General features: G+C 61.2%; 16 protein-coding genes. 6 read left to right on the top strand and 10 right to left on the bottom strand.

Annotation, left to right across the window (positions count from 1 at the left end; all coding sequences use genetic code 11):
• Positions 1-71: 71 nt before the first annotated feature.
• The 6 genes from QQK16_RS09090 to hrcA form a co-directional block, all read right to left on the bottom strand.
• Complete coding sequence (locus tag QQK16_RS09090) at positions 72-1475, bottom strand: PhoH family protein (protein ID WP_284196136.1); 1404 nt, start codon at positions 1473-1475, stop codon at positions 72-74.
• 236 nt (positions 1476-1711) lie between these two features.
• The gene (locus QQK16_RS09085) at positions 1712-2164 is read right to left on the bottom strand and encodes a peroxiredoxin (RefSeq protein ID WP_284196135.1); all 453 of its coding nucleotides are present in this window, start codon (positions 2162-2164) and stop codon (positions 1712-1714) included.
• A gap of 178 nt (positions 2165-2342) precedes the next feature.
• On the bottom strand, positions 2343-5777 hold the full coding sequence (gene mfd, locus QQK16_RS09080; protein ID WP_284196134.1) for a transcription-repair coupling factor: 3435 nt from the start codon (positions 5775-5777) through the stop codon (positions 2343-2345).
• 117 nt (positions 5778-5894) lie between these two features.
• Positions 5895-8330, bottom strand: coding sequence for a putative bifunctional diguanylate cyclase/phosphodiesterase (locus QQK16_RS09075; RefSeq protein ID WP_284196133.1), 2436 nt, complete (start codon positions 8328-8330; stop codon positions 5895-5897).
• Positions 8331-8521: 191 nt separating this feature from the next.
• Complete coding sequence (gene mltB, locus QQK16_RS09070) at positions 8522-9607, bottom strand: lytic murein transglycosylase B (protein ID WP_284196132.1); 1086 nt, start codon at positions 9605-9607, stop codon at positions 8522-8524.
• A gap of 69 nt (positions 9608-9676) precedes the next feature.
• Positions 9677-10699 (bottom strand): heat-inducible transcriptional repressor HrcA, encoded by a 1023-nt coding sequence (hrcA, locus tag QQK16_RS09065; protein ID WP_284196131.1) that lies wholly within the window; start codon positions 10697-10699, stop codon positions 9677-9679.
• A gap of 180 nt (positions 10700-10879) precedes the next feature.
• Between hrcA and QQK16_RS09060 the strand changes: the two genes are divergently transcribed.
• The gene (locus tag QQK16_RS09060; RefSeq protein WP_284196130.1) at positions 10880-11647 is read left to right on the top strand and encodes a transporter substrate-binding domain-containing protein; all 768 of its coding nucleotides are present in this window, start codon (positions 10880-10882) and stop codon (positions 11645-11647) included.
• Between the two features lie 93 nt (positions 11648-11740).
• Here QQK16_RS09060 and QQK16_RS09055 read toward each other — a convergent pair whose 3' ends face one another.
• The 3 genes from QQK16_RS09055 to QQK16_RS09045 all read right to left on the bottom strand — a co-directional run bounded on the left by QQK16_RS09055 (position 11741) and on the right by QQK16_RS09045 (position 15216).
• Positions 11741-13132: an HAD-IB family phosphatase gene (locus tag QQK16_RS09055; RefSeq protein ID WP_284196129.1), complete on the bottom strand. Its 1392-nt coding sequence runs from the start codon at positions 13130-13132 to the stop codon at positions 11741-11743.
• A gap of 253 nt (positions 13133-13385) precedes the next feature.
• Entirely contained in the window at positions 13386-13730 is a 345-nt protein-coding gene (locus tag QQK16_RS09050) for a hypothetical protein (RefSeq protein ID WP_284196128.1), read from the bottom strand.
• Positions 13731-13956: 226 nt separating this feature from the next.
• Positions 13957-15216 (bottom strand): putative Na+/H+ antiporter, encoded by a 1260-nt coding sequence (locus QQK16_RS09045; RefSeq protein ID WP_284196127.1) that lies wholly within the window; start codon positions 15214-15216, stop codon positions 13957-13959.
• A gap of 293 nt (positions 15217-15509) precedes the next feature.
• On the opposite strand from QQK16_RS09045, the gene QQK16_RS09040 reads away from it, so the two are divergent.
• The 4 genes from QQK16_RS09040 to QQK16_RS09025 all read left to right on the top strand — a co-directional run bounded on the left by QQK16_RS09040 (position 15510) and on the right by QQK16_RS09025 (position 20685).
• Complete coding sequence (locus QQK16_RS09040; protein ID WP_284196126.1) at positions 15510-16736, top strand: SMP-30/gluconolactonase/LRE family protein; 1227 nt, start codon at positions 15510-15512, stop codon at positions 16734-16736.
• Between the two features lie 455 nt (positions 16737-17191).
• Complete coding sequence (locus QQK16_RS09035; RefSeq protein ID WP_284196125.1) at positions 17192-18088, top strand: hypothetical protein; 897 nt, start codon at positions 17192-17194, stop codon at positions 18086-18088.
• Entirely contained in the window at positions 18085-18321 is a 237-nt protein-coding gene (locus QQK16_RS09030; RefSeq protein ID WP_284196124.1) for a hypothetical protein, read from the top strand. The genes QQK16_RS09035 and QQK16_RS09030 overlap by 4 nt, the downstream gene beginning before the upstream one ends.
• A gap of 30 nt (positions 18322-18351) precedes the next feature.
• Positions 18352-20685, top strand: a complete 2334-nt coding sequence (locus tag QQK16_RS09025) for an ATP-binding protein (RefSeq protein WP_284196123.1) — start codon at positions 18352-18354, stop codon at positions 20683-20685.
• 916 nt (positions 20686-21601) lie between these two features.
• Here QQK16_RS09025 and QQK16_RS09020 read toward each other — a convergent pair.
• Positions 21602-23755: a putative bifunctional diguanylate cyclase/phosphodiesterase gene (locus tag QQK16_RS09020; RefSeq protein WP_284196122.1), complete on the bottom strand. Its 2154-nt coding sequence runs from the start codon at positions 23753-23755 to the stop codon at positions 21602-21604.
• A gap of 114 nt (positions 23756-23869) precedes the next feature.
• Here QQK16_RS09020 and QQK16_RS09015 point away from each other — a divergent pair, with 114 nt between their 5' ends.
• On the top strand, positions 23870-24454 hold the full coding sequence (locus tag QQK16_RS09015) for a GNAT family N-acetyltransferase (RefSeq protein ID WP_284196121.1): 585 nt from the start codon (positions 23870-23872) through the stop codon (positions 24452-24454).
• Positions 24455-24620: the final 166 nt, after the last annotated feature.

Raw genomic sequence — 24620 nt, 5'->3', positions numbered from 1 at the left:
GGCCGGGCGGTTTGGTGGGATGGGTCTGCCCTGGGCCAGCCTGATGGGTAGGCTGGCCAGGACGGGGGAGGTTACAGTACTTCGGCGGCGTGGTCGGCCAGGCGCGAGCGTTCGCCCCGCTGCAGGGTGATGTGGCCGGAATGGCCCCAGCCCTTGAAGCGATCCACCACGTAGGTGAGGCCGGAAGAGCCTTCGGTCAGGTAGGGGGTGTCGATCTGGGCGATATTGCCCAGGCAGACTACCTTGGTGCCGGGGCCGGCACGGGTGATCAGGGTCTTCATCTGCTTGGGGGTGAGGTTCTGCGCTTCGTCGATGATGAGAAATTTGTTGAGGAAGGTGCGGCCGCGCATGAAGTTGAGCGATTTGATCTTGATGCGTGACCGTATCAGGTCGCGGGTGGCGGCTCGGCCCCATTCGCCGGACTCGCCATCGGTCTGGTTCAGTACGTCCAGGTTGTCTTCGAGGGCGCCCATCCAGGGGGCCATCTTTTCTTCTTCGGTGCCGGGCAGGAAGCCGATATCCTCTCCTACCGGCACGGTGACGCGGGTCATGATGATCTCGGTGTAGCGTTTTTCCTCCAGCGTCATCATCAGGGCCGATGCCAGCGTCAGCAGGGTCTTGCCGGTACCGGCCTGGCCCAGCAGGGTGACGAAGTCGATATCGGGGTTCATCAGCAGGTTGATGGCGAAGTTCTGTTCGCGATTGCGGGCGGTAATGCCCCAGATGGCGTTCTTGGGGTGGCTGTAGTCCTTGAGTGACTCCAGTACGGCGGTCTTGCCTTCGACCGACCTGACCATGGCGAGGAAGGGTTTCTCGGCTTCCTGCCAGACCATCTGGTTGAGCAGCAGGCTGGCGCAGTCGTTGCCCTTGAGCTGGTAGTAGGCGCGGCCACCTTCCTGCCAGCTTTTCATGTCCTTGCCGTTTTTCTCCCAGAAGCCTTGGTCTATCTCGCGTACGCCGGTGTAGAGCAGGTCGGTGTCTTCCAGCACCTGGTCGTTGAAGTAGTCTTCTGCCGCCAGACCCAGGGCGCGGGCCTTGATGCGCATGTTGATGTCTTTGGACACCAGCACGACTTCGCGCTTGGCATGCTGCTGCGCCAGTTGCATGACGACGGTGAGTATCTGGTTGTCGGCCTTGCCGACGGGCAGGTCAGCAGGTAGTTCGATGCGGGTGGCCTGGGTCTGCAGGAACAGGCTGCCGGTGGCCATGCCCTTGGAGGGGTCTTTCAGGGAGACGCCCTGGTTGATCTCGCCTTCCTTGCCGCTGACGATGTCGTCCAGGAATCGGCTGGCCTGGCGGGCATTGCGGGCGACTTCGCTCATGCCTTTTTTGTGGCCGTCGAGTTCTTCGAGGGTGACCATGGGGAGGCAGACGTCGTGTTCCTCGAAGCGGAACAGACTGGTGGGGTCGTGCATCAGTACATTGGTATCCAGCACAAAGAGCTTGGTGGTTTTGGCTTTACGGGCTGCGGCCATATTTTCCTCGGGCTAGGTGATAGGTCGGCTTGTGGCCGACGTCGCGAGAACCGGTACCAAATCGCTGCCACTGACAAAACCCGGCTGGCGTTGCGGTGTGAACCGGCCGTGCTGCCTGGACGGTCTGCCGCGTACGCCTGCTGCACGCTTGGCCAGCAATGTTACGCTAGGTTTTGTTTGTGGCGCTCATCCGGCTCCACAAAGCAAAACGCCCGTCATGGGGACGGGCGTTTCGGTCATTTCATCGTTTGCACGAAAGCTAGCACATCGCTCACATGGCCCGGCACCTTCACGCCGCGCCATTCCTTCACAATCTGTCCCTTACCATCGACGACAAAGGTGCTGCGCTCTATGCCGCGCACTTGCTTGCCGTACATGTTCTTCATCTTCATTACGCCGAAGGCTTCGCATAGCTGCTCTTCGGGGTCGGATACCAACTCGAAGGGGAAGGCCATCTTGGCCTTGAAGTTCTCGTGCGACTTGAGGCTGTCGCGGCTGGCGCCGAACACCTGGGTGCCGGCGGCCTGGAAGGCGGCGTGGTGATCGCGGAAATCACCGCCCTCGGTGGTGCAGCCTGGGGTGTTGTCCTTGGGGTAGAAATAGAGAACGTAGGGGGTGCCGGCCAGTTGGGCCGTGTCGAAAATCTGGTCGCCCGTCATGGGCAGGCTGAGGGCCGGTACTGCTGTCATTACGTCCTCCGGTTTGATTTGATTGTGGTCAAAAACATGGGGGCATACAAGCACTGGCTCGGGTGGCGGATTGTTGTTTTTCCCACCCGGCGCGAAGTGCTTGTTTTGATTGAACTAGGCTCGCATGCCTGTGTTGCACGCATGTTGTAGGGACGGCGTCGGGGCCGGTGTTTAGCTGTCAGCTGAGTTCGGCCAGCAGCTCCTTTACCCGCACTGCCCTGATGGCGGGATCGGGCAGGGCGCTTTCTACCCGCAGGCGGTCTGGGCCGGCCAGTTTGTAGTTACGCTTGGTCTGTATCAGTTTCATGACCTTCATGGGGTCCAGGGTGTTCTGGGCGGCAAACTGTACCGAGATGGCGATCTCGGAGGCATCGAGCTTGAGCACGCCCATGGGCTTGGCCACCAGGCGCAGGCGGTGGCAATCGAGCAGGATCTTGGCTGGCGGCGGCAGCAGGCCGAAGCGGTCGATCAGCTCCTGTTGCATGTCGTCCAGCTCGTCGTTGGTTTCGCAGTTGGCCAGGCGCTTGTAGATGACCAGCCGTTCGTGCACATCGGGGCAGTAGTCATTGGGCAGCAGGGCGGGGCTGTGCAGGTTGATTTCGGTCGCGACGCCCAGCGGGGCGTTGAGATCGGGCTCCACCCCTTTCTTGAGCGCTTTGACGGCTTCGTTGAGCATGGCGGAATACAGCGAGAAGCCGATTTCCTGCATCTCGCCGGATTGGTCGTCGCCCAGCACTTCGCCTGCGCCACGGATTTCCAGGTCGTGCATGGCGAGATAGAAGCCGGAGCCCAGTTCTTCCATCTGCTGGATGGCTTCCAGGCGCTTTTGCGCGGAGGCTGTCAGGGCTTTGATGTCGGGGACCAGCAGGTAGGCGTAGGCCTGGTGATGGGAGCGGCCGACACGACCGCGCATCTGGTGCAGCTGGGCCAGGCCGAACTTGTCGGCGCGGTTCATGATGATGGTATTGGCATTGGGAATGTCGATACCGGTTTCGATGATGGTGGTGCACAGCAGCAGGTTGAAGCGCTGCTGGTTGAAGTCGCGCATCACCTGTTCCAGATCGCGTTCGCGCATCTGGCCGTGGGCGACGCCGATGCGGGCTTCGGGCAGCAGGGCGGCGAGCTTCTCGTGCATATTGATGATGGTGTCCACCTCGTTATGCAGGAAGAACACCTGGCCGCCGCGCTTGAGTTCGCGCAGGACGGCTTCGCGGATGACGCCGTCGCTCCAGTTGGCGACAAAGGTCTTGATGGCCAGCCGGCGGCTGGGGGCGGTGGCGATGACGGAGAAGTCGCGCAGCCCCTCCAGCGACATGGCGAGGGTGCGCGGGATGGGGGTGGCGGTCAGCGTGAGTACATCCACTTCGCTGCGCAGCGCCTTGAGCTGCTCTTTGTGGCGGACGCCGAAGCGGTGTTCTTCGTCGATGATGACGAGGCCGAGGTTCTTGAACTTGATGCCGTCCTGCACCAGCTTGTGGGTGCCAATGACGATGTCGATGCTGCCTGACTCCATCCCGGCTACGGCGGCATCGACTTCTTTCTTGGAGCGGAAGCGGCTGAGTTCGGCCACCCTTACTGGCAGGTCGGCAAAGCGGTCGGAGAAATTCTGGAAGTGCTGCTCGGCCAGCAAGGTGGTGGGGACCAGCACGGCGACCTGCTTGCCGTCTGCCACGGCCACGTAGGCGGCCCGCAGGGCGACTTCGGTCTTGCCGAAGCCCACATCGCCGCAGATGAGCCTGTCCATGGGCTTGCCGCTGGTCATGTCGGCGATCACGGCTTCGATGGCGCCGGCCTGGTCGGCGGTTTCCTCAAAGCCGAAACCGTCGGCAAAGGCTTCGTAATCGTGCGGCTTGAAGCCAAAGGCGTAGCCCTCGCGGGCGGCGCGGCGGGCGTAGAGGTTGAGCAGTTCGGCGGCGGTATCGCGTACCTGTTCGGCGGCCTTGCGCTTGGCTTTCTCCCATTGACCTGAACCCAGCTTGTGCAGCGGTGCGCTGTCTTCGGCACCGCCGGCATAGCGGCTGATCAGGTGCAACTGGGCGACGGGGACATAGAGCTTGTCGCTGCCGGCGTATTCCAGCAGCAGCATCTCGGTGACGCCCTCGCCTAGATCCATGCTGACCAGGCCCATGTAGCGGCCTATGCCGTGTTGTTCGTGCACGACCGGGTCGCCGACCTTGAGTTCGGACAGGTCGCGCAGCATGCCTTCGGCGTTGCTGCGCTTCTGTGCCTTGCGGCGGCTGAGGGTGCTGCTGTGGCCGTACAAGTCGGCCTCGGTTATCACGGCCATGCCGCTGACGATAAAGCCTGCCGCCAGGGGCGAGACGCCCAGCAGTACTCTTTCAGTGCTGGCGAGGCAGTCCTGCCAGGTTTCGGCTACGGCGACGCTGAGGCCGTATTCGGCAAAGTATTGGTGCAGGGTCTCGCGGCGGCCCAGGGATTCGGCCAGCAGGACGACGCGGCCATCGAAGCCATCGACAAAGTCAGCCAGTTTCTGGATGGGGTTGTCGGCCCGGCGGTCTACCCGCAGATCGGGCAGGCCTCGGCTGGCTTCGCGCCAGGCGGTTTCGCGCGCGTCCTCTACCGCTGGGGCTTCGGCGCTGAGTTCTAGCCGCCGGTAGGGCTTCATCAGGGCGAAGAAGCGGTCGGTGCCGATGAACAATTCATTGGGCGGCAGCAGGGGGCGGTCGCGGTCGCCGGCCAGCATCTTGTAGCGGCTCTGGGTATCGGCCCAGAAGCGGTCGCAGGCCTGCATCAGGTCGCCATGCTGTGCCAGCAGGGTATCTGCGGGCAGGTAGTCAAACAGGGTGGCGGTCTGGTCGAAGAACAGCGGCAGGTAGTACTCGACGCCGGGGGGGATCAGGCCGCTGGAGATATCCTTGTAGACGCGCGACTTGCTGGGGTCACCTTCGAATACCTCGCGAAAACGTGAGCGGAACTTGGCGCGGCCGTTGTCGTCGAGCGGGAATTCACGCGCGGGCAGCAGGCGTATCTCGGGCACCGGATAGATGCTGCGCTGGGTATCGACATCAAAGGTACGGATGGTTTCGATGTCGGAATCGAACAGGTCCAGCCGGTAGGGCAGGGTGGAGCCCATGGGGAAGAGGTCGATCAAGCCGCCTCGGATGGAGAATTCACCGGGGCCATAGACCTGGGTGACATGGCTGTAGCCGGCGAAGGCCAGGTCGCTGCGGAGTTTCTCCACATCCAGCCGGGTCTTGGCTTTGAGGAAGAAGCTGTAGGCGGTGAGGTATTCGACCGGTGGCAGTGGCATCAGCGCGGTCTGTACCGGGACGATGATGACGTCGGCCTGTTGCTGGCGTATCTGCCACAGCGTGGCCAGCCGTTCGGAGATCAGATCATGGTGCGGCGAGAAGCTGTCGTAGGGCAGGGTCTCCCAGTCGGGCAGGAGGACGACGTTCTTGCCGGGCGCAAACCAAGCAATCTCGTCCTTCAGCCTTGCTGCCGTCTGGGCATCGGCTGCCAGTAGGGCCAGGGGTTTGACCTGTTCCGCCATCGCTGCGAGCAAGCTGGCATCGCTGGAGCCGGCAGGCAATACGAGTCGGGTGCGTTGGCCGGCGGGTGGCAGCGGCGGTATGGGCAGCAAGTGCGGCATGGCGAGCGGCGGATGGGGTGGGTTCGGCGAAGCGAATGATTATACGCCGACGCCATGCCGGCCGTTGCGTGTGCTGATGGAAACCGTAGTGGGAGACAGGAGGACTTGCCGCGAGGGTTAATTGCTGGTGGTGATGCGCTGGTCCTGTTTTTCCAGCCAGGCACTGAAGTCTTTGGCGGGCATGGCTTTGGCGTAGTGCCAGCCTTGTGCTTCTGGGCAGCCCATGCGGCTTAGTACGGTTGCCTGCTCCAGCGTTTCCACTCCCTCGGCAATGGTCTGGAAACCCAGGCTGGCAGCCAGGCCGACGATGGCGCGGGTGATGGCGGTGTCGCCTGCGTCACCGGGCAGGCCCCGAACAAAGCTTTGGTCTATCTTGAGCCGGTCTATGGGCAGGCGCTTGAGGTAGGCCAGGGAGGAGTAGCCTGTCCCGAAGTCGTCGATGGCCAGTTGGACGCCCAGGGCCTTGAGGGCGCGGAGCCGCATGGCGACGGCGTCGATATGCTGCATCACCACGCTTTCGGTGACCTCCAGTTCCAGGCAGGTGGGTTCCAGGCCGCTGGCGATGAGGGCTTTCTCGACCAGCCTGGGCCAGTTCTGGCGCTGGAACTGTACGGCCGAGACGTTGACGGCGACTCGTAGCGGCTGGGTCCGGCCTTGGTTCCAGAGTGCGGCCTGGCGGCATGCCTCAAACAATATCCATTCGCCTATGGGCAGGATGAGGCCGGACTCTTCGGCGACCGGGATGAACTTGGCTGGGGAAATTGGCCCCAGGCTGGGGTGGTTCCAGCGCAGCAGGGTTTCCATGCCTATGGGCCGGCCGTCGCGGATATCGACCTGGGGTTGGAAGGACAGCCAGAGCTCGCCGTTGTCGATGGCGCGGCGCAGGTCCTGTTCAAGTTCAAATGGGGCATTGACCTCGTGGGATAGGTCGGGCGTATAGAGCCGAACGGTGTCAAGTGCCTCGCGCTTGCAGCGCTGCATGGCGGCGGTGGCATGGGCCAGGATATTGACGGTGTCTTCGCCGTGCTCGGGGAAGCAGGCGGCACCGATGCTGGGCCGTATCAGCAGGGTGTCGGCATCCACCACGAAAAGGGCGTTGAAGCAGCCGCCTATCCGCCTTGCGATGCGCATCACATCTTCCAGTGTGTGCAGACCGCTTACGGCGATACCGAATTCGTCGCCGCCCAGCCTGCCCATCAGGGAATTGCTTAGCTGCAGGGAGCGCAGGCGTTCTCCTATCTCGCTGAGTATGCGGTCGCCTTTTTCGCGGCCATACACCTGATTGATCACCCGCAGGCGATTGAGGTTGAGCACGGCCACCAGGGCGCGTTGCTTTTGCTGGCGGGTATCCCGCAGGAATTCCGCTAGGCGGGCGCGGAAGACCTCGGCGTTGAGTACGCCGGTTAGGGTATCGACTGCGGTGAGTTCGCGTATCCGTTGCTCGGACTCGATGCGCTCGCTGAGGTCGCTGAATACGGCGAGGTAGTTTTCGGTCTCGCCACGTTCGTTCTTGACCGACGAAATGGTCAGCCATTCGGGGTAGATCTCGCCATTACGGCGGCGGTTCCATATCTCGCCACGCCAATGGCCTTGCTGGGTGAGCCTTTGCCACATGTCGCGGTAGAACTGCGCGCTTTGGCGGCCTGACTGCAGCACGCGAGGGGTCTGCCCCAGTATTTCATCCACCGTATAGCCGGTGATCTCGCAAAAGCGGGGGTTGACGGCGCGTATGACACCGGTGGGGTCGGTGACGATGACGCCGTCGTTGGCGCGTTCGATCAGTCTGTCCATCAGCCTGAGCCGGCGAAGGCGGCGCAGGTGGCCCAGACCGAAGGAGACCGCGTCGGCCAGACGGGTGATGACCTCGACCAGTTCGGCATCAAAATAGCCCACATGCTGGCTGGCGACGGTGAGGGTGCCGACTATGCGCCCTTCCTCAAACAGGGGAAAGGCGGCAAAAGCGTTGAGTTGATGATCCCGGTACAGCTCCCGCTGCAGGGCAAAGGCGTAGTCTTTGTCTATGTCGTTGCAGATGAAGGGTCTGCCTGACTGGATGGCACGCAGGGAAACCGGTGCGGCGCGGGCACTGGCGGGGTCCATCGACAGCGGTTCTGCATAGATGTCGGCGGCCTCGCCCAGGCTGTAGCAGCTGTGGAGAAGTTTTTTATCGGGGTCAATACGGGTGACGGCGGTGACGCGTATCCCTGGATTGCTGACGACGGCCTCGCAGACGGCCTGGTAAAGCGGTTCGCTATGCTCTGCCCGCATAGCGGCATCGCCTACCTTGGAGACGGCTTGATAGAATCCAGCCAGGGCCTGTATGCGGTGATGGGCCAGGCGGTTGCTGGCTCGGCTGCGATGTATCAGCCAGTGCAGGGCGGCGCCGGTGAGCAGGACGAAGAACCAGCCCTTGAAGGTCTGCAGTGTCGCGATGAGGGTGGGCGAGCTGATCAGGGTCTGGAGCAGGCGATCGGAAAAGGCGATCCACGCCGCTGCGATCAGGACGTAGTAGAGGCTAGGCGGTATGCGCTGCAACAACGTACGTAATGACATTGGAGCTGTTTATTGTTGACCGGTGTATGGGCGCTGCTTTCCTCCTGCCCGGCGCCTTGTCTATCAGCATAGACCCTAGGCGGTGCAGATATCATTTTCCTGATGGTTGCATGAGCGGGTCAGGTGCGCTGTCGGCTAGCTGACCCGGATGCGGCTTGGTAATCGGTTTGTCGTAAGAGCCTGTGGCCGCGCTATTTACGGCGCTTGCCGGATCTCTTTTTGGGCTTGGCTGGCTTGCGCTTAGGCGCTTCGACCTTGGGCAGCAGACTGGGATCGTGATAGGCAGCCTTGATGCGCTGGGCCAACTCGTGTACCGCCATGGCGTAATGGGTGCTGCGGTTGTAGCGGGTGATGGCGTAGAAGTTGGCCAGGCCGAGCCAGTAGCGAGTTACGCCAGGCTCGTGTTCGAGCGGCGCAAGTACGGCCAGGGGGTCGCCATTAAGCGGTTCGGCGGGGCGTACGCCAAAGGCCGCCAGTTCGCTGACCTTGTAGTGCAGGTTGAACTTGTCTGCGACCAGCGGGGCGTAGCCGTCGCCCTCCACCGTAGCAGGCACCAGCAGTGGCTCGCCGCGTTGCCAGCCATGCTGGACGAAGTAATTGGCCACGCTGGCCAGGATATCGCCCTGGTTGTTCCAGATATCGTGGCGTCCGTCTTTGTCCCAGTCTGCAGCATAGGCGTGGAAGCTGGACGGCATGAACTGGGGAGCACCCATGGCGCCAGCGTAGCTGCCCTTGAATTCAAAGGGGTCGGCCTGCTCATCGCGCGCCAGCAGCAGGAACTCGCGTAGTTCCTTGCGGAAAAAATCGGCACGCCGTGGGTAGTCGAAGGCGATGGTACCGAGCGCATCCATGACGCGGAAGCTGCCGGTATTGCGGCCCCAGAGGGTTTCTACGCCGAGTATGGCGACCAGGTATTCGGGCTCTACGCCGTATTGATCGGACACCGCTTGCAGCAGCGGGGCATTGGCCTGCCAATAGGCTACGCCCAGGCGCAGGCGGGTATCGTTGACGAAGTCGGGGCGAAAGGCGTGGTAAGGGCGACTGGTGGAAGGCTTATCCAGCACGGCCAAGATGTTGGGCTTGTGTGCGATCTGGGCGAACTGTTGGACCAGCGCGGCGCGGTCGAAGCCGTGCTGGGTGGCCATTTCGTCGATGAAGGCCTGCACATCGGGCCGTTCCCAATAGGCGGGCGTGGCCTCGGGGGCGGATGGGAGCGGCGCATCGTCGGCTAGGCAGGCGATGGCGGCGAGGGAGAGCAGCAGCGAACGTAGGATCAAAACAGGGTATCCGGTGGGTGTGCGGCACGGCATGCCAGCCTATCGCGGTAGCGCGACGGGCTGACAGGCTCAGTTGTGGTGCGAGAGCGCGGAAGACAGCAGCCGCGCAGTGATATCAACGATGGGTATCACCCGCTCATAGGCCATGCGGGTAGGGCCGATGACGCCCAGTGTGCCGACGATCTGGCCGTTGACCTTGTAGGGGGCGGTGACGACCGAGCATTCGTCCAGCGAGGAAATACCGGCTTCCTGGCCGATGAATATCTGCACGCCGGCAGCATGCTGGCCGTGATCCAGTAGCTGCAGCAAGGCGGTTTTCTCCTCGAATACCCGGAACAGCTGGCGCAGTCGCTCGACATTGCCTGACAGCTCGTCTACCCGCAGTAGGTTGCTTTCACCGGTGATCACCATGGGCGTGGAGTCCTCCGCCATAGCCTGGCTGCCGGCCTCGACTGCCGCATTCATCAGGGCGGAGATATTGCCCTGCAGATTGCGGAGATCCTGATAGACGGCGTCGCGTACTTCTTCCAGTGTCTTGCCCACGCAATGCTGGTTGAGGAAATTGGTGGCTTCAATCAGCTCGCTAGCGGAATGGTCGCGTTCGGTTAGCAGGATGCGGTTCTGCACATCGCCATCGGCAGTGACCAGGATCAGCAGGATGCGTTTTTCGGCCAGGCGGACAAATTCCACCTGGGCCAATGGGATGCCTCGCCGCTTGGGAGACATGACTACGCCGGCGAACTCGGTCAACTGCGACAGCAAGGTGGACGCGGCTGCCACGGCACGGGTAGGGTTGTCGGGCTGCAGCTGTCCTTGCAACTCCCGTATCTGAAGTTGCTCCAATGGTTGGATGGTGAGCAGGGTATCGACGAACAGACGATAGCCCAGCGGTGTCGGGATGCGTCCCGCCGAGGTATGCGGGCTGATGATCAGCCCCAGTTCTTCCAGGTCGGACATCACATTGCGAATGGATGCCGGTGACAATTCCAGACCCGAGTACTTGGATAGGGTACGGGAACCAACCGGCTGGCCTTCGGCGATATAGCGCTCGACCAGGGTCTTTAGCAGTATTTGGGCGCGTTCGCTGAGCATATCGGCGATTGTAGCGCGTCGCGGTGCTGCGGCAAGCGGCCATGTTCGCGTTCTACAACATCGCTATTGTTGCATTGCGACAAATGCAGGGGGAAGGTTGTTCGTATTGTCAGCTAGGCGTAGGCTTCGGCCCTTGCGCCCACACTCGGATGGTGCATTGCATAAGGGGGTACCGAAATCATGAAAAGCTTACGTTTGCTCTTGCCGGTCTTGTTGCTGGCGATTTTCTCTACCGCACAGGCCGAAGAAGTGCGCATTGCCATCGAAGGCAAGTATCCGCCTTTTTCTGACGTAGACGCCAAGGGCAATCTCAAGGGTTTCGACATCGATATCTCCCTGGCGCTGTGCAAGGAGATGAAGGTGGAGTGCAAGCTGGTCAAGGTGGACTGGGATGACTTGATCCCAGCACTGCAGGAGAAGAAGGTGGACGCGGCGGTGGCCATGATGTCCATCACGGAAGAGCGCAAGAAGCAGGTTGATTTTACTGACCGCTACGCCAATACACCGGCTTTCTTCTTTGCCAAGAACAAGCGGGTTCCCTATGTGTTCATCACGCCCAAGCGTGTTGCTAAGTTGAAGATAGGTGTGCAGGCCGATACCACCTATGACCGCTACCTCACGGCCAAGTATTCGGCTACTTCGCCTATTACCCGCTACAAGAATGCAGACGAGATGTACGACGGCCTGAGCCGAAACGAGGTCGACATGGTGATGGACGACGTTGTGGCCGGTTACTATGGCTTCCTGCAGACACCCAAGGGCCAGGGTTTTGAGCTGGTGGGCTCGTCGGTGGTTGACCCCAAGTTCTTTGGCGAGGGCCAGGGCATTGCGCTACGTAAGGGCAATACCGCACTGAAGTCACGCTTGAATACGGCGCTGGCGACCATTCTGGAGAATGGTGTTTACCAGGAAATTCAGCGCAAGTACTTCATTTTCAATATTTATTGATCAGGCAATGCTTGGTAAAGCAAACAGGCCGCATAGCGGCCTGTTTGCTTTGGGTGCGTGCTACAACGATAGGCGGGTTTCGGCCTGTGCCTTTCAGTGGAGCAGGGCGCACTCACGGCTGATGTGCGCGCTGATCTCCCTCAGATCAGTTAGCGGTGTGGCGCTGGCGCTGAGCCGTGGGGAGCGGGTACGGTAGGCAAAGCCGGCATCGGCAGCCTTGATCAGGCAGAGATCGTTGTCGCCGTCACCCACCATCAGGGTGTGGCCAAAAGGCTGATCGGCGAAATCTTCCAGATGCTGCAAGACATTGCGCTTACAAATCACGTGGCTAGCGCAGCCGGATGAATGCGCAAACAGTTCGTTGACTCGCAGCTCGCCAGTGGCTTCGCCTTGGGCGAAGTTCAGCACATGGGCGACGGCAAAATCGGCAAAGACACGCTTGCGGATGATTTCTGCGGCGATGTAGTAGCTGTCCGAGACGATGCCGACGCGATAACCCATCTTGCGCAGCTGTATCACGGCCTCTACCGCGCCTTCCTGCAAGGGAATGGATTTTGCCACGTCGATGAATGTCTGCTGGGGCAGGCCCTTGAGCAAGGCTGCGATGGCCTGGGAGCGGGTAGCGGCATCCAGAATGCCATTGTCCAGCAGGGGGAGCAGCGCCTGCTCAAAGCCGGCACGCTGAGCCAGGGCCTGGATGAAGCGCCCCTGCAGCAAGGTGCCGTCCATATCAAACAGGGCTAGCTTGCCGCCAGCGTCGATGCTGGAAGCGATGCCGTCCAGTTCCGCACCGAGCTGGCGCTCGTGCTCCATGGTCTCGGCCAGTTTGTCGGCTTGCAGCCTGCCGACCAGCTCTGCGCGGCGCAGGATGGCGCGGCTGACCTGCATGGCCATATTACCCAGGCTGGCCAGTGGCTTGCTGTCGTGCTCTACCGTGCCGACATCCACCTCTACCACCAGTGCGCCCAGGAAATGGGCGTCAATGAGCAGGCCGATATCCACGCCGAAGTCATCTTCGAACCTGAGCCGCCGCAATAGTTCGGTGCGGGCCGCGATGATACCGCCCAGTGGCTGGCTGAACTGGCTGAGTTCCGGAAAGAAGGTGCGCAGCAGGGGGCGTGCAGTGAGTTCGGTGACGCGACCTGCGGATCGGGCGAAGCTGGCCTTGACGAAGTCTGCCCCTCGTTCAAGTGGAGACAGCATGCGGTCGATCAGCGAGGCATCCAGCCTGCGCATGTCGCCATCCAGATAGAGGATGAAGTCTGTCTGCGCGACTGATAGCGCATCACGCATGGATGGGCCCTTCCCCAGCAAGGTGCTGGTGATGACATTTGCCCCCGCTTCGGTGGCCAGGCGCACCGTGTCATCAATCGAACCATCATCCACCACAATGACTTCCCGGACGGACGGGTGGGCTTTGGCGAATCTGACAACCGACCCGATGTTGGCGGCCTCGTTCAAGGTTGGAATGGCGATGGTCAACATGTTGTTTCTCCCTTGGGTGTCGTGCTATCTGCTGCTCAGATGCGCTTGTGGGCACGGGAATGGCTTGGAACGATGCCGGTCCATGCATCCAAGTCTATTTGCATTTGTGGAAATGTAATTTTACACCAGCCGGACGGTACTGCCGACTATTCTGGTGGCTAGTAGCCGGGAGGGAGAATCTGGGAGCGCGTAGCGTGGTGTGGCTTACGCTGGAAGGATGAAACCCTGGCGAGCCAGGGTTTTGCGGGGGGAGTCAATCGTCGAACTCTATGGGGTCGTCCAGGTTCTTGCAGAAATTGAACTTGCTGGGTTCGCTATAGCTGCCATCGGCAAACTTGGCCCGTATCCACTGGTCGCAACCTTCGGTATCGGTGCTCTCGTCCCATTCCATGCGTTCCTTCTTGCCGGGGCCGATTCCGCTGCCTATGTCAAAGTCGCCCCAATCCTTCTTGGTCTCGGATACCTGCAGCTTCACTATCTTGGTCTTGGTGTTGTTCTGGACGTAGAAATACCACTCGCTTGCAGCATGTGCCGTGATGGCGGCAAGGGTAATTGCGGCCACAGCTATGGCGGTATGCGGCAGCGTTATCTTCAGCATGGCAATACTCCTGAATGGGAAAAAGCAATGCCGGGCAGTGTTGCCGTGCCCGGCATTGCAATATAGGCCATGCTTGATACCGCGCCAGCCGGTGAAGGGAGTGTCCCGGGGTTGATGATCAACACGGTACCACTCCTGCCGAGGGCGCTCAGCAACCCCACTTTCGTAGCTACCGCAATTCGCTGCGATACGGCATTGCTTGGAAGCTGAGGTTGCGGGAAGCCCGCTACAGCAGCTTGAAGGCCAGCATGGCCACCAGGGTGGGCGGGAGTGCGGCGGCCAGCAGCCCTAATGGATGCACTGCGCCGTCGTCGAACTTGTCGCGCAGGATGGCGATACCCGCCGGGTTGGGCGCGTTGGCGATGATGGTCAGGCCGCCACCGGTGACGGCACCGGCTACCAGGGCGTACTTGAACTCGTCGGACAGCCCTTCTACCAGCGAGCCCAGATAGGTCAGGGCGGCATTGTCGGTCACGGCGGTCAGTGCGGTGGCGCCGAAGTAGACGGCATCGGCATTCATGCTCAGGAGTACGGGCTGCAGCCACCACTGCTGCTGGCCACCCAATACCACCAGGCCAGCCAGAAAGAAGGCCACCAGCAAGCCTTCGCGCAGGATCAGCTTGTCCTGATGGCGTTCGTAAGCGTGGGCCACCCCAAGGAAGAACAGGAACAGCCCCATGAAGACGGCAGGGTGATGGGCGAATACTACGACCCCGACCATGAACAGCAGATGCACGGCGATCAACGCAAGGGGGACAGGGTGTGTCGTAGCACCTGTGCTGCTTGGCTGGAGTCCCAGCAACTCCTTGCGCAGCAGGGTAGTCACCGCAACGGCGTTGAACACGACGGCGACAGCGGCTTTCCAGCCAAAGGTCGTGATCATGAAGGCGATATCCCAGTTCCAGGTGGCCGCCACCATCAGAACAGGCGGTGCTGCAAAGGGTGTCAGGGTGCCGCCTATGGAGATGTTGACGAACAGTACCCCCAGGGTGGCGTACTTGAAGCGGTTGCTGACACCGGCACCCAGATAGCGATCACGCAGTACCAGCGCAGCCAGTGTCATGGCGGCAGGTTCGGTGATGAAGGAGCCCAGCAAGGGAACCAGTGCGAGTACCAGAAAGTAATGCGCCAGTTTCGTCTGCAGCGGGATCAGCCTGGCCAGGGCTTCGACCAGCCAATTGGCCAACTGCAATATGGGGCGAGTACCGGCGATGACCATGATGGCGAAAACGAACAAGGGCTCGGTGAAATTGCGCGAGTCGATATAGGCTGTTGCGACATCCTTGCCCTGCAGGAAGAACATCGCCAGCATCAGCACCATGGCCCAGAACCCGAAAACCACCTCCACCTCGCCCAGCAGATGCCAGATGCCGGCATGCTGCGGCCGGCTACGGGCCAGGCGCTCGAAGAACTTGGTGGAGAAGGTATGTATCAGGGCGATGGCAAACAGCGCTGCGCCTATGATCTGTATCGTGGATGGGTTCATGTGTATGTTTGTACCGTTGATGGCGCGTTTTAAGGCTCAGTGGCAGGTGTAATGGGGTGCATGATGCTGCGCGCCGTGGCTTACAGCAAGGCTTGGCGGTGGCATATGGCATGCCTAGTTATATTCCCACAAATATAAGTGCAGGTGGATTAACGTGCTTTAACGCTATGTAAGGTAGCGAGAAGCCTGCCTGGCTTTGCTGCCTGTTGCTTATTGGCACCTTGCTGCTGCCCAGCATCGACGCAGGTGGCGTGGCACTACTATAGTGGCCGACTACTTTTCAGGAGCCCGCCATGCCCGCTTCACGCCTCTGGATTTGCAGCTTGCTATGCCTTGCCCTTGGGGCGCCCGCCCAGGCAGAAGATGACCCGCAGGCGGCTCTGAAGGCACGCTTGGCCCGTGTGCAGGCACTGCGGGCAGAGCGGCCCGGTGATGGCTTGCTGGCGTATTACCAAGCCATGACGCTTGCCAGCCTGGGCGACAAGGCTGCGGCGCTGGCGGAGCTGCGGGCGCTGAAGGGCCGTAAGCTGGGTTTGGTGCCCTCGCCCGGCCTGGGGTTTGATGCGCTATGGGCGGATGCCGATTTCCAGGCTGTGCGGCAGGAGCTGGCAGCGGATGAGCCGCGCACGCCAGATGCGCCAGTCGGCTTGAGCCTGCCAGACCCCAAACTGATACCCGAGGGTATTGCTTATGATGCACGCGGCAAGCGCTTCTTTCTGGGGAGTGTGGCCCAGCACAAGATCGTGGTGGTGGACGCCAAGGGGCGAACCAAGGATTTCTCGCGCAAGACCGATAAGCTGGATGCCGTGCTGGGCTTGGCGGTGGATGCCGCACGGGGCGTGCTCTATGCCGTGAGTACCAATGGCTTTGAGGACAGCAGCAAGTTGGCGCGCCGCAATGCGGTACTGCGCTACGATCTGCGCACTGGCAAATTGCAGGGTAGGCTGGAGGGGGCGGATGCACTGCAGTTCAACGATGTTGCGGTTGCCGATGACGGTAGCGTGTATGTCAGCGATTCGGCCGAAGGCTCGCTCTGGCGACTGAAACCGGGCGAAGCAGGGCTGGCACGTTTTGGCGAGAAGGGGAGCTTGCGTGGCGCCAATGGGTTGGCGGTAGGCCAGGGGAATGCCTTGTATGTGACCCTCTCCACCGGTATTGCCCGGGTGGATGCGACGACAGGCGAAGCGATGCGTATGCCGCAGCCTGATACGGTCATGACTGGCGGGATAGACGGGCTTTACTGGCGTGACCAGGCGCTGTTTGGGGTGCAGAACAGCACCAACCCAGGGCGGGTGATACGCGTGGCGCTTGCCGCCGATGGCCGCAGCATCACCGATATGACTGTACTACAGTCGCATCACCACCCTGCGCTGGATGAGCCGACCACGGGCACCTTGGTGGGGGATAAGCTGTATGTGATTGCCAATTCCTTTGTCGGGCGATACCAAACCGATGGCAGCCTGAAGGATGCAGCCAGCCTCAAGCCCACCCAGGTATTGGCAGTGCCGCTGCAGCGTTAAGGACAGGCTGATTGATTCCGCGGCTCCGGGGAATCAATCAGCCTATCCCTGGCCTGTCAGCCTGCACTTGACCGCGCAGGCCCGCCTGGTTTAAAAAGGCAGAACTTGTTCAACTCACTCTCAGTCAGGAAAGGAGAATCACCGATGTCTGTTGCCATGTATCTCCGCTTAATCCGCTGACCCATACCGCCATTGGCGTGAAGGGTACAGCCTTCACGCCGGTCGCCCGCAAAGCCCCGGCCATGTCCGGGGTTTTTTCATGCGCCTATTGCGTGCTGCTGCACTTGCCAGATGCCATCGCTGTTGCGATCGGCTGGCTGTGCTCGGCCTTTGTGCGCCATCCCCCACAAGATTTCCGCTAGACCAGGAGTACGCCATGCAAGTGACAGCCCAACCCGAACACGCACATCCATACAAGATTGCGCCGCCAGAAAGGCGGCAGAGGGAAGCTGTCTATGAACAGACAATATGCCGAGGAGATCATCGGCTGCCTGCCTGAGGGCAGGACGATTTTCAATTATTACCCAGACCGTTATGCCTGGCTGCTGCTCAAACACCTAGTCGGCTCAGGAGTAAGCATTGCGGCGATCAAGCGGAGTGCTTACGCGGGCCTTTTGCAGAAGCCCAGGATCAGGCAGTGGCTGGCGCAGGCTGGCAGCAAGCGGCTATGTACGGCAGATGTACTGGCTGCGGACGGCGACCCGGCAGCATTGGCCTTTACCCTGAGCCTGGGGTTATGGGATGGCGCACAGACCACCCGTGGCGGCGCGAATCTGGTTTTGCAGCTCAATTTTGACCGTGGCCACGATGCAATCTACCAGCGCCTGGTTAGACCACGGGAGCACTGCCTGCCATTTGGTACCCGCAGCCATCCTATCAACAGGGTGGGCCGCAATACGCTGGCGTGGTCCCGACTGGACGTGGATATGGCATCTGGTGAGGTACTGATAGAAGAGGTTCAGACAGATTGGCTGCGCAATGTCGCTGCTGCGGCGTTGAACCCCAGGCTGGTGCAGGGTACGGACGCAAGTGAAGAAACCATACGTGCCTACGCCGAGTTTGCGCTTGGTCGCTACCGCAAGCTGTGGGCAGAGGCCATGCTCGCGGCAACCATCTGGTTTGTACGGGAGGAGTTGGGGCTGCGACGGATGTTTTATCACAGCCCGGCTTCGTGCCTGTCGTTGAAGGGCATAGTCCTGCGCCAGCCCCCACGCTCGATCTACACCGACCTGCCCAGGCAGTTCTGTTTTGCGGCAGGGAGCGAAGTGCCGCGTTTTTTGAGTAAAAAGCAGGCGCAGCGGGCCTGTGAAGCAAGGTTGTATCAATTGAATCTGGAGACGATGACAGCATGAAGATCAAACTGAAAGTACCCAAGCCTCGTAACCCCATTGCGCTGGCCGCCAGCCAGCGCGGTGGCGGGGGTGTGCACGACAAGGCCGAGAAGATCCGGCGCCGAGATAGCCGCCAGGCATTACGGCAAGCGCTCAAGCAGGGGCGGGACGATGTCCCGCCTTTTTTATTGCTGACTTGCCTGGCGCACCGCATGGCGGCAGATGGCAGTTTGCAACGCGGCCGGCAGCTATAGTGATTAGAACGAGGGATCCGGAAGTGGATCATGACGACTGACGACAGGCCGCGCTACCGGGCTGTGCTACCGCTTTACGTGCCGGCTTTGCTGGGCGCGGTGGTATTTCTCGTCCTGTTTGTGACGGCGCAGCGAGAGCAGCAGGCCTTGTTGTCCGAGCGGCTTGAGCAGATCGTGCAGCGGCATGAGCAGACTGCACAACGGGTGGCTGCCAGCATGGCGCACGATCTGGGCGATACGCGAGGCTCGATAGAGCGCTTCGCGCGGGAGCTGGAGCGCCAGCTGGATCGCACCGATCCTCAGGCCGCCGGGGCATTCGATACGCTTTTTGAAAAGCGGCCGGATGGCACTTACCGTTCTCGCCTGGCCAGCATGGATCCACAGCGCGATGCCGCTGCCGTGCTGCCCAAGTATCTGCAGCCAGACGCCGCCAGCCGCGAGTTCTTTGTCCGCAGCGTGCACTTCACCAGCCTGTTTGGGCAGGCTACGGTCGGCAAGGCTTTCGTCAACACCTGGATTTTGCCCAAGCACGGCGGCGAGGTGATTTTCTGGCCGAGCGAGCCGGGCTGGGTGGAGCAACCGGCAGCGGATTTCGACTACCGCGCCACCGAGTGGTTCTTGCCGACTGAACCGGCACAGAACCCGCAGCGTAAATCCTATTGGACTGCCCTGGCTTTTGACCCGGTACCCCGTATCTGGATGACCAGCGTTGTGGCGCCGCTGTACTGGCGTGGCGCTTGGTATGGTTCGGTGGGCCATGACATGCCGCTGGCCAACCTGCTGCTGCAGACACAGCAACTGCGGCAGCAGGAGGGTAGCCGCTTTGTCCTCTTGAGCGGCCAGGACAGCATCGTGGCATCGGACCAATATGGCGAGGAAATACTGCGGGCAAAGGGGCAGCTGAGGTTAGGCCAGCTTGGCGACCCCGCCTGGGCTGCGGCGATTCAGCAGGCGCGCCAGCAGGGTCTTGCCAGGCAGGGGTTTGTCCGGGTCACCCAGGCTGACCGGGTGTGGTTTGTCGCGCGTATCGAGGGCGCAGATTGGGTCTTGGTCAATAGCCTGCCATTGGGGCCTATCGTCAGGCAGATTGAGGCCTCGTTCACTACCCTGCGCAATATTGCAATAACGACCTTGCTGATCGAACTGGTGATCGCCACGGTGATCCTGGCACTGGCCCATCGCCGTGGCCGTAGGCATTTCAACGACATACTGAAACTTCATGATGACCTGGCCGAAAGGGAGTCCCGCTATCGGACCCTGGTCAGCAATCTGCCCGGCATCGTGTACCGCTGCGCCAATGATACTGACTGGACCATGCACTACATCAGCGATGCGGTGGAAGGGCTCACCGGCTATCCGGCATCGGCCTTCATTGGTACGGGCGCCATCAGCTTCAATGCAGTAGTCCATGTCGACGACCGCGACCTGCTGTGGCGGCAGATACAGAACGCGCTGGAGGACAGGCTGCCCTACCGGGTTGAGTATCGGCTTCAGCACAAGGATGGCCAGATCATGTGGGTGATGGAGCAGGGGCAGGGCTGCTATGACGCGAAGGACCAGTTGGTCTGGCTGGACGGCGTGATACTCAATATCAATGCACTGCATTATGCCCAGGAGCAACTGGGCAGGTTGAATGTGGAACTGGAGCAGAAGGTTGAGCTGCGCACCCGCGCACTGCGCGAGGCGTTGGGCGAGCTTGAGAGCTTTGGCCATGCCATTGCGCATGACTTGCGGGCGCCATTGCGGCAGGCCAGTAGCTATCTGGAAATGGTTGGCGAGGCCATGCCGGATGGGGATCCGTCCCGCCAGTGGCTGGAACGCTCGCAGCGGGCGCTTGAGCGCATGAACGACATGATACAGGGGCTCTGGTCGGTGGCCAGGCTGGGTAGTGCCGCACTCAATGTCAGCCGGTTTGCACTGAATGTCCTGGTCGATGAGATTCGGGCCGAACTGAATGTCGATGCGGCTGCGAAGATCAGCTGGCAAGTTGGCACCTTGCCCGAGCTTGAGGCTGATCGCATCTTGCTGCGCGAAGTCCTGCAGAACCTGCTCGATAATGCGATGAAGTACTCTGCCCGGCAAACCGACCCGGTGGTCGGCATCCGCGACCATAGCGAGGCCAGCAGCCAGGAATGGGTGATCGAGGTCTACGACAATGGCGCTGGTTTTGACCCCTCGCACGCCGACAAGCTGTTTGTGCTGTTCCAGCGTTTGCACAAGAGCAGTGAGTTCCCGGGCACCGGCATAGGGTTGGCGCTGTGCGCCCGCATTATAGCGCTGCACGGTGGCCGCATCTGGGCTAGCAGCTCTCCAGGGCAGGGCGCGAGCTTCTTCTTTGCGCTGCCCAAGCGATCCATGGACTGAGCCTGCGCTGCTGGCCTTCACCAACCTGCCACCATACCTGGCTGGTTTCATCCGCTTAAGGGATAGCGCTCATCACACCTGCCTATACACCCGTACCACCCCCAGTAGGCGGCGTGCCGCCGCCGGATTTACCCCCAGAACCTGGCTTGCTGCTGGAGCTGGGCCCGCCACCACCCCGCTTGGGCTGGGGGGGGACGGGGGGCATGGCATGCGCGGTTGGTCGGCTGGGGCCACCGGTCTGGACGGGCGGCGAGAATGAGGAGCCTGTTGGTACCAACCCCACAGGTGTTGTTGGGGTGGTCGAGCCGCCACCACTCTGTACGGAGGTCGGTCGTGGGACGGGAATAGGAGCCATGGGCGTGGATGTGCTGGGCGTGGGGGAGACTATCGGTGGCATGGACCCAGGCGTGGTGTGGCTGCTACTCGAGCTGGAGGAGGTCGATCCTGGTAGGGAAGGGAAGGCGTCAAGCCCCATAGAGGGCGCCTTGGGTGCGGTGCCGGGTATACGACCTGAACCCCATGCGCGCGTCAGCGGCGCGGAGGATTTGGGGGTAGGCCTGCTGCCGTCAGCGCCAACCGGTCCGCGTGCGATCTCCTGTCGCTCTTCCTCGCGCGCTTCAAGCTGCTTGATACGGCTATTCAGGCCGGCGTTCCATTGCTGGTGCCCTGTATCCAAACCACCATGCTTGGTATTCCCATGCACGGCGCGGGATTTTCTTTCTGTCTTGAGGGCAGAAAGTTCCTTGCGCTCATCGCCGTCGGCCTCGGCTTGGTCTTTTTGTGCTTGGGCTTCCTTATAGTGGGCATGCGAGCCGAAAGGATTCTTTCCTGGGCCTCCGGGCGGCCTACGGCCGCCTCCACCTCCTGATCGCGTGCTCATGTACTCCCCCTTGTTGCCTATTGTTGTAGCGAATAATCATGCCATTTGCCCGGACTCGTCTTTTTCCATTGCGTCGCGCCAGTAGCCTTTATGGTGCTTGTACCACTCATCAAAGGCCACAATCGGCATAGGTTTGGCCACCAGGAAGCCCTGCACCTGATCGCAGCCTAGTTCTACCAGGGTGTCCCAGGCGGCCTGGGTTTCTACGCCCTCTGCCACGACGTCGAGCTTGAGCACATGGCCCAGTTCGACTATGGCTCGGGCTATCTGCAGGCCATCGGCCTCGTCCAGCCGCAGTACGAAGGAGCGGTCTATCTTGAGCTCCTGCACCGGCAGGCGCGAGAGATAGGCCAGTGAGGAGTAGCCCGTGCCAAAGTCGTCGATGGAGAGCTTGAAGCCCAGGCTGCGCAGATGCCTGAGCGCATCGAGCACCTTGTCGGGCGCTTCCATGGTGGCCGATTCGGTGATTTCCAGGCACAGGTTGTGGGCGTCGGCGCCGGTTTCTTCCAGCAGGGACTGCACCATGCCGGCGAAGGCGGGGTCTTCGGTGTCGTTGACCGATACGTTGACCGAGATGCGTACATTGCGGCCCAGCGCTGCCCAGTGGCAACTGGTCAGCATGCATTCGCGCAGTATCCACAGGGTGAGCGCCCGTATTTTGCCGGTCTGTTCGGCAAAGGGTATGAACTGCCCGGGCGGTATCCAGCCCCTTTCGGGGTGGTCCCAGCGTACCAGCGCCTCCACCCCGCAAATGCGGCCATCGGCGAGGTTGATCTTGGGTTGCAGATAGGTGGAGAGCTGATTGCTCTCGACGGCGGTCTTTAACTCGCCCAGGAGCGAGAGCTGGCTCTTGCGGTTGGCTTCCTGGCCAGGGTCGTAGACCAGGTAATCGGCGTGGGTGCGCTTGGCCAGATACATGGCTGCTTCAGCCTCGCGCAGCAGCACGTTGGCACTGGTGCCATGCAGGGGGAAGAACGCCACGCCGGTGGAGCCGGCCACGTCGATGCTCTGGCCGGCAATGGCGAGTGGGTTCTCCAGTATGCGGTGCAGGCGCCGTACGACATTGTCGATATTGCCTTTGTGCACGCCTGGCAGGACCAGGACGAACTCGTCACCCGAGAAGCGGCCAAGATGGTCGGTATCGCGCTGCACCTGCCGCAGCCGCTGGGCAATGCTCTTGAGTGCGGCATCGCCTGCGCTATAGCCCAGATAGTCGTTGATGTACTTGAAGCGGTCGATATCTATCATCACCACGGCGACGCTGTCGTCGCCTTGCTGGGCCGCCTGGATTTCTTCGGCTATCAGTTCTGCCAGCCTGACGCGGTTGGGCAGCTCGGTTAGTGGGTCGATATAGGCCATGCGGATGATTTCCGCCTCGCGCTCCGATATGGCGCTGCCCATGCTGTTGAAGGCACGGGCGAGCAGGGCGAACTCGTCGTGTCCGCGTGCCGGCACCCTGACACGGTAATCGCCATCGGCAATACGGTCTGCCGCCTCGGCAAGCCGGCTGAGCGGCGCAGACAGGGTGCGAGCCAGCCAGAATGAGCCGAGTACGCCGGCCAGGAACAAGCCCATGCCTATCAGCAGGGCCTGGTTCAATGCCTCGCGCTGCTGAGTTTCTACATCGCTCAGGTCGATATCCGCGCCAAACACCAAGGTCTTGCCGTCTTCCCGCTGCATGGGCTGGAATACAGAACGGAAGTGTCCGTAGCGATCTTCGTACTCGGCGAACTGTGCCTTACCGGTGGCGAAGGCCTGGGCCAGGCCCAAGGGGCGGGCATCGTATTCGCCATAGTAGCGGCCATAGTTGCCAGCGCGGATTTCCTCCTCGCTGGCGGCGTCGGCCAAGTAGATGATCTTGTTGCCTTCCTGGGTGAAGACATAGAGGTAGCGCAGGCCTACCTTCTGGCAGTAGTCATGCAGCAGGCGCACCATGGCCAGGTAGCGCTGCTCGTCTATCGATTTGGGGTCTCGGGCTTCGCGCAGGTAGTCGTACCCTATCATCTTGGGGGCGGCGCTGGCAGCGGCTACCAGCCGGGCATCGATGGTTTCGCGGACCGCATCGGCTTTGAGGTTCCAGGCGTAGAGGGTATAAGCCACCGTCGCCGCCAGGTTGATGGCGATAAACACGATGAGGATCTTGATCCTTGCGGTGTGCGGTATCAAACGGGCATACAGGCGTTTCAACACGGCTCCCTTCTGCGGAACTGCGGAGGCGCTTCGAATCGGGCGGTGCACGGTTTGCAGTCAGCGTGGCAGTATGGCCAGATCATGAGCCATCCATCAAGATAGGAATTTGCTTATATGCGAATATATCGTATGGCAACCGAGGCGGATAGAGAGGCGGTATATCGCATCTGCCTGCTGACCGGAGATGCCGGTTGCGATGCCAGCGCGCCAGGCAGGCAGGATGCGCTCTACGGGCACCTTTACGCGGGGCCGTATCTGTCGCTCGCGCCCGAGCATGCCTGGGTGGCAGAGGATGAAGAGGGCATTTGCGGCTATGCCTTGGGGTGTGCCAATTCAGCAACGTTCTATGCCGATATGGAGCGGGCGTGGCTGCCGCCACTACGTGAGTGCTATCGCGTGCCGCAGCACCCTGCCGATGGCTGGCTGATCAACCGCTTGCAGTCTGTGCATACGCTGGACCCACGCCTGACCGAATGGCCAGCGCATCTCCATGTGGATTTGCTGCCACGTGCCCAAGGGCAGGGGGTGGGCGGTGTGTTGATGGAGAAGCTGATGGGTAGTCTGCAGGCTGCAGGTGCGCCGGCCGTACACCTGGGGGTGGATCCGCGTAATGAGCGTGCTTTGGGATGGTATGCCCGGTTTGGCTTCGCCGAGCTGTTTCGGCAGCCCGGGTGCATCTGGCTGGGAAGGCGGTTGTGAGACAGGGTGAATTGCCAGAAGGGGTCGCGCCTGGCTGCTGCTGGAAGACACACGGTCGCTAAAAGCGGCTAACAAAACCCTCTGGCGTTGTTGTGCGGGCTTGCCGTACCCACTTACTGTCTGCTGCGCACGCCATCGCTCGCACGCCTAGCCAGAATCGCTACGC

Origin of the sequence: Chitinimonas prasina (assembly GCF_030160395.1) — a bacterium.
GTDB lineage: Bacteria > Pseudomonadota > Gammaproteobacteria > Burkholderiales > Chitinimonadaceae > Chitinimonas > Chitinimonas prasina.
Note: the sequence above shows the minus strand (reverse complement) of the source record. Positions and strands in the feature narration are given on the sequence as shown.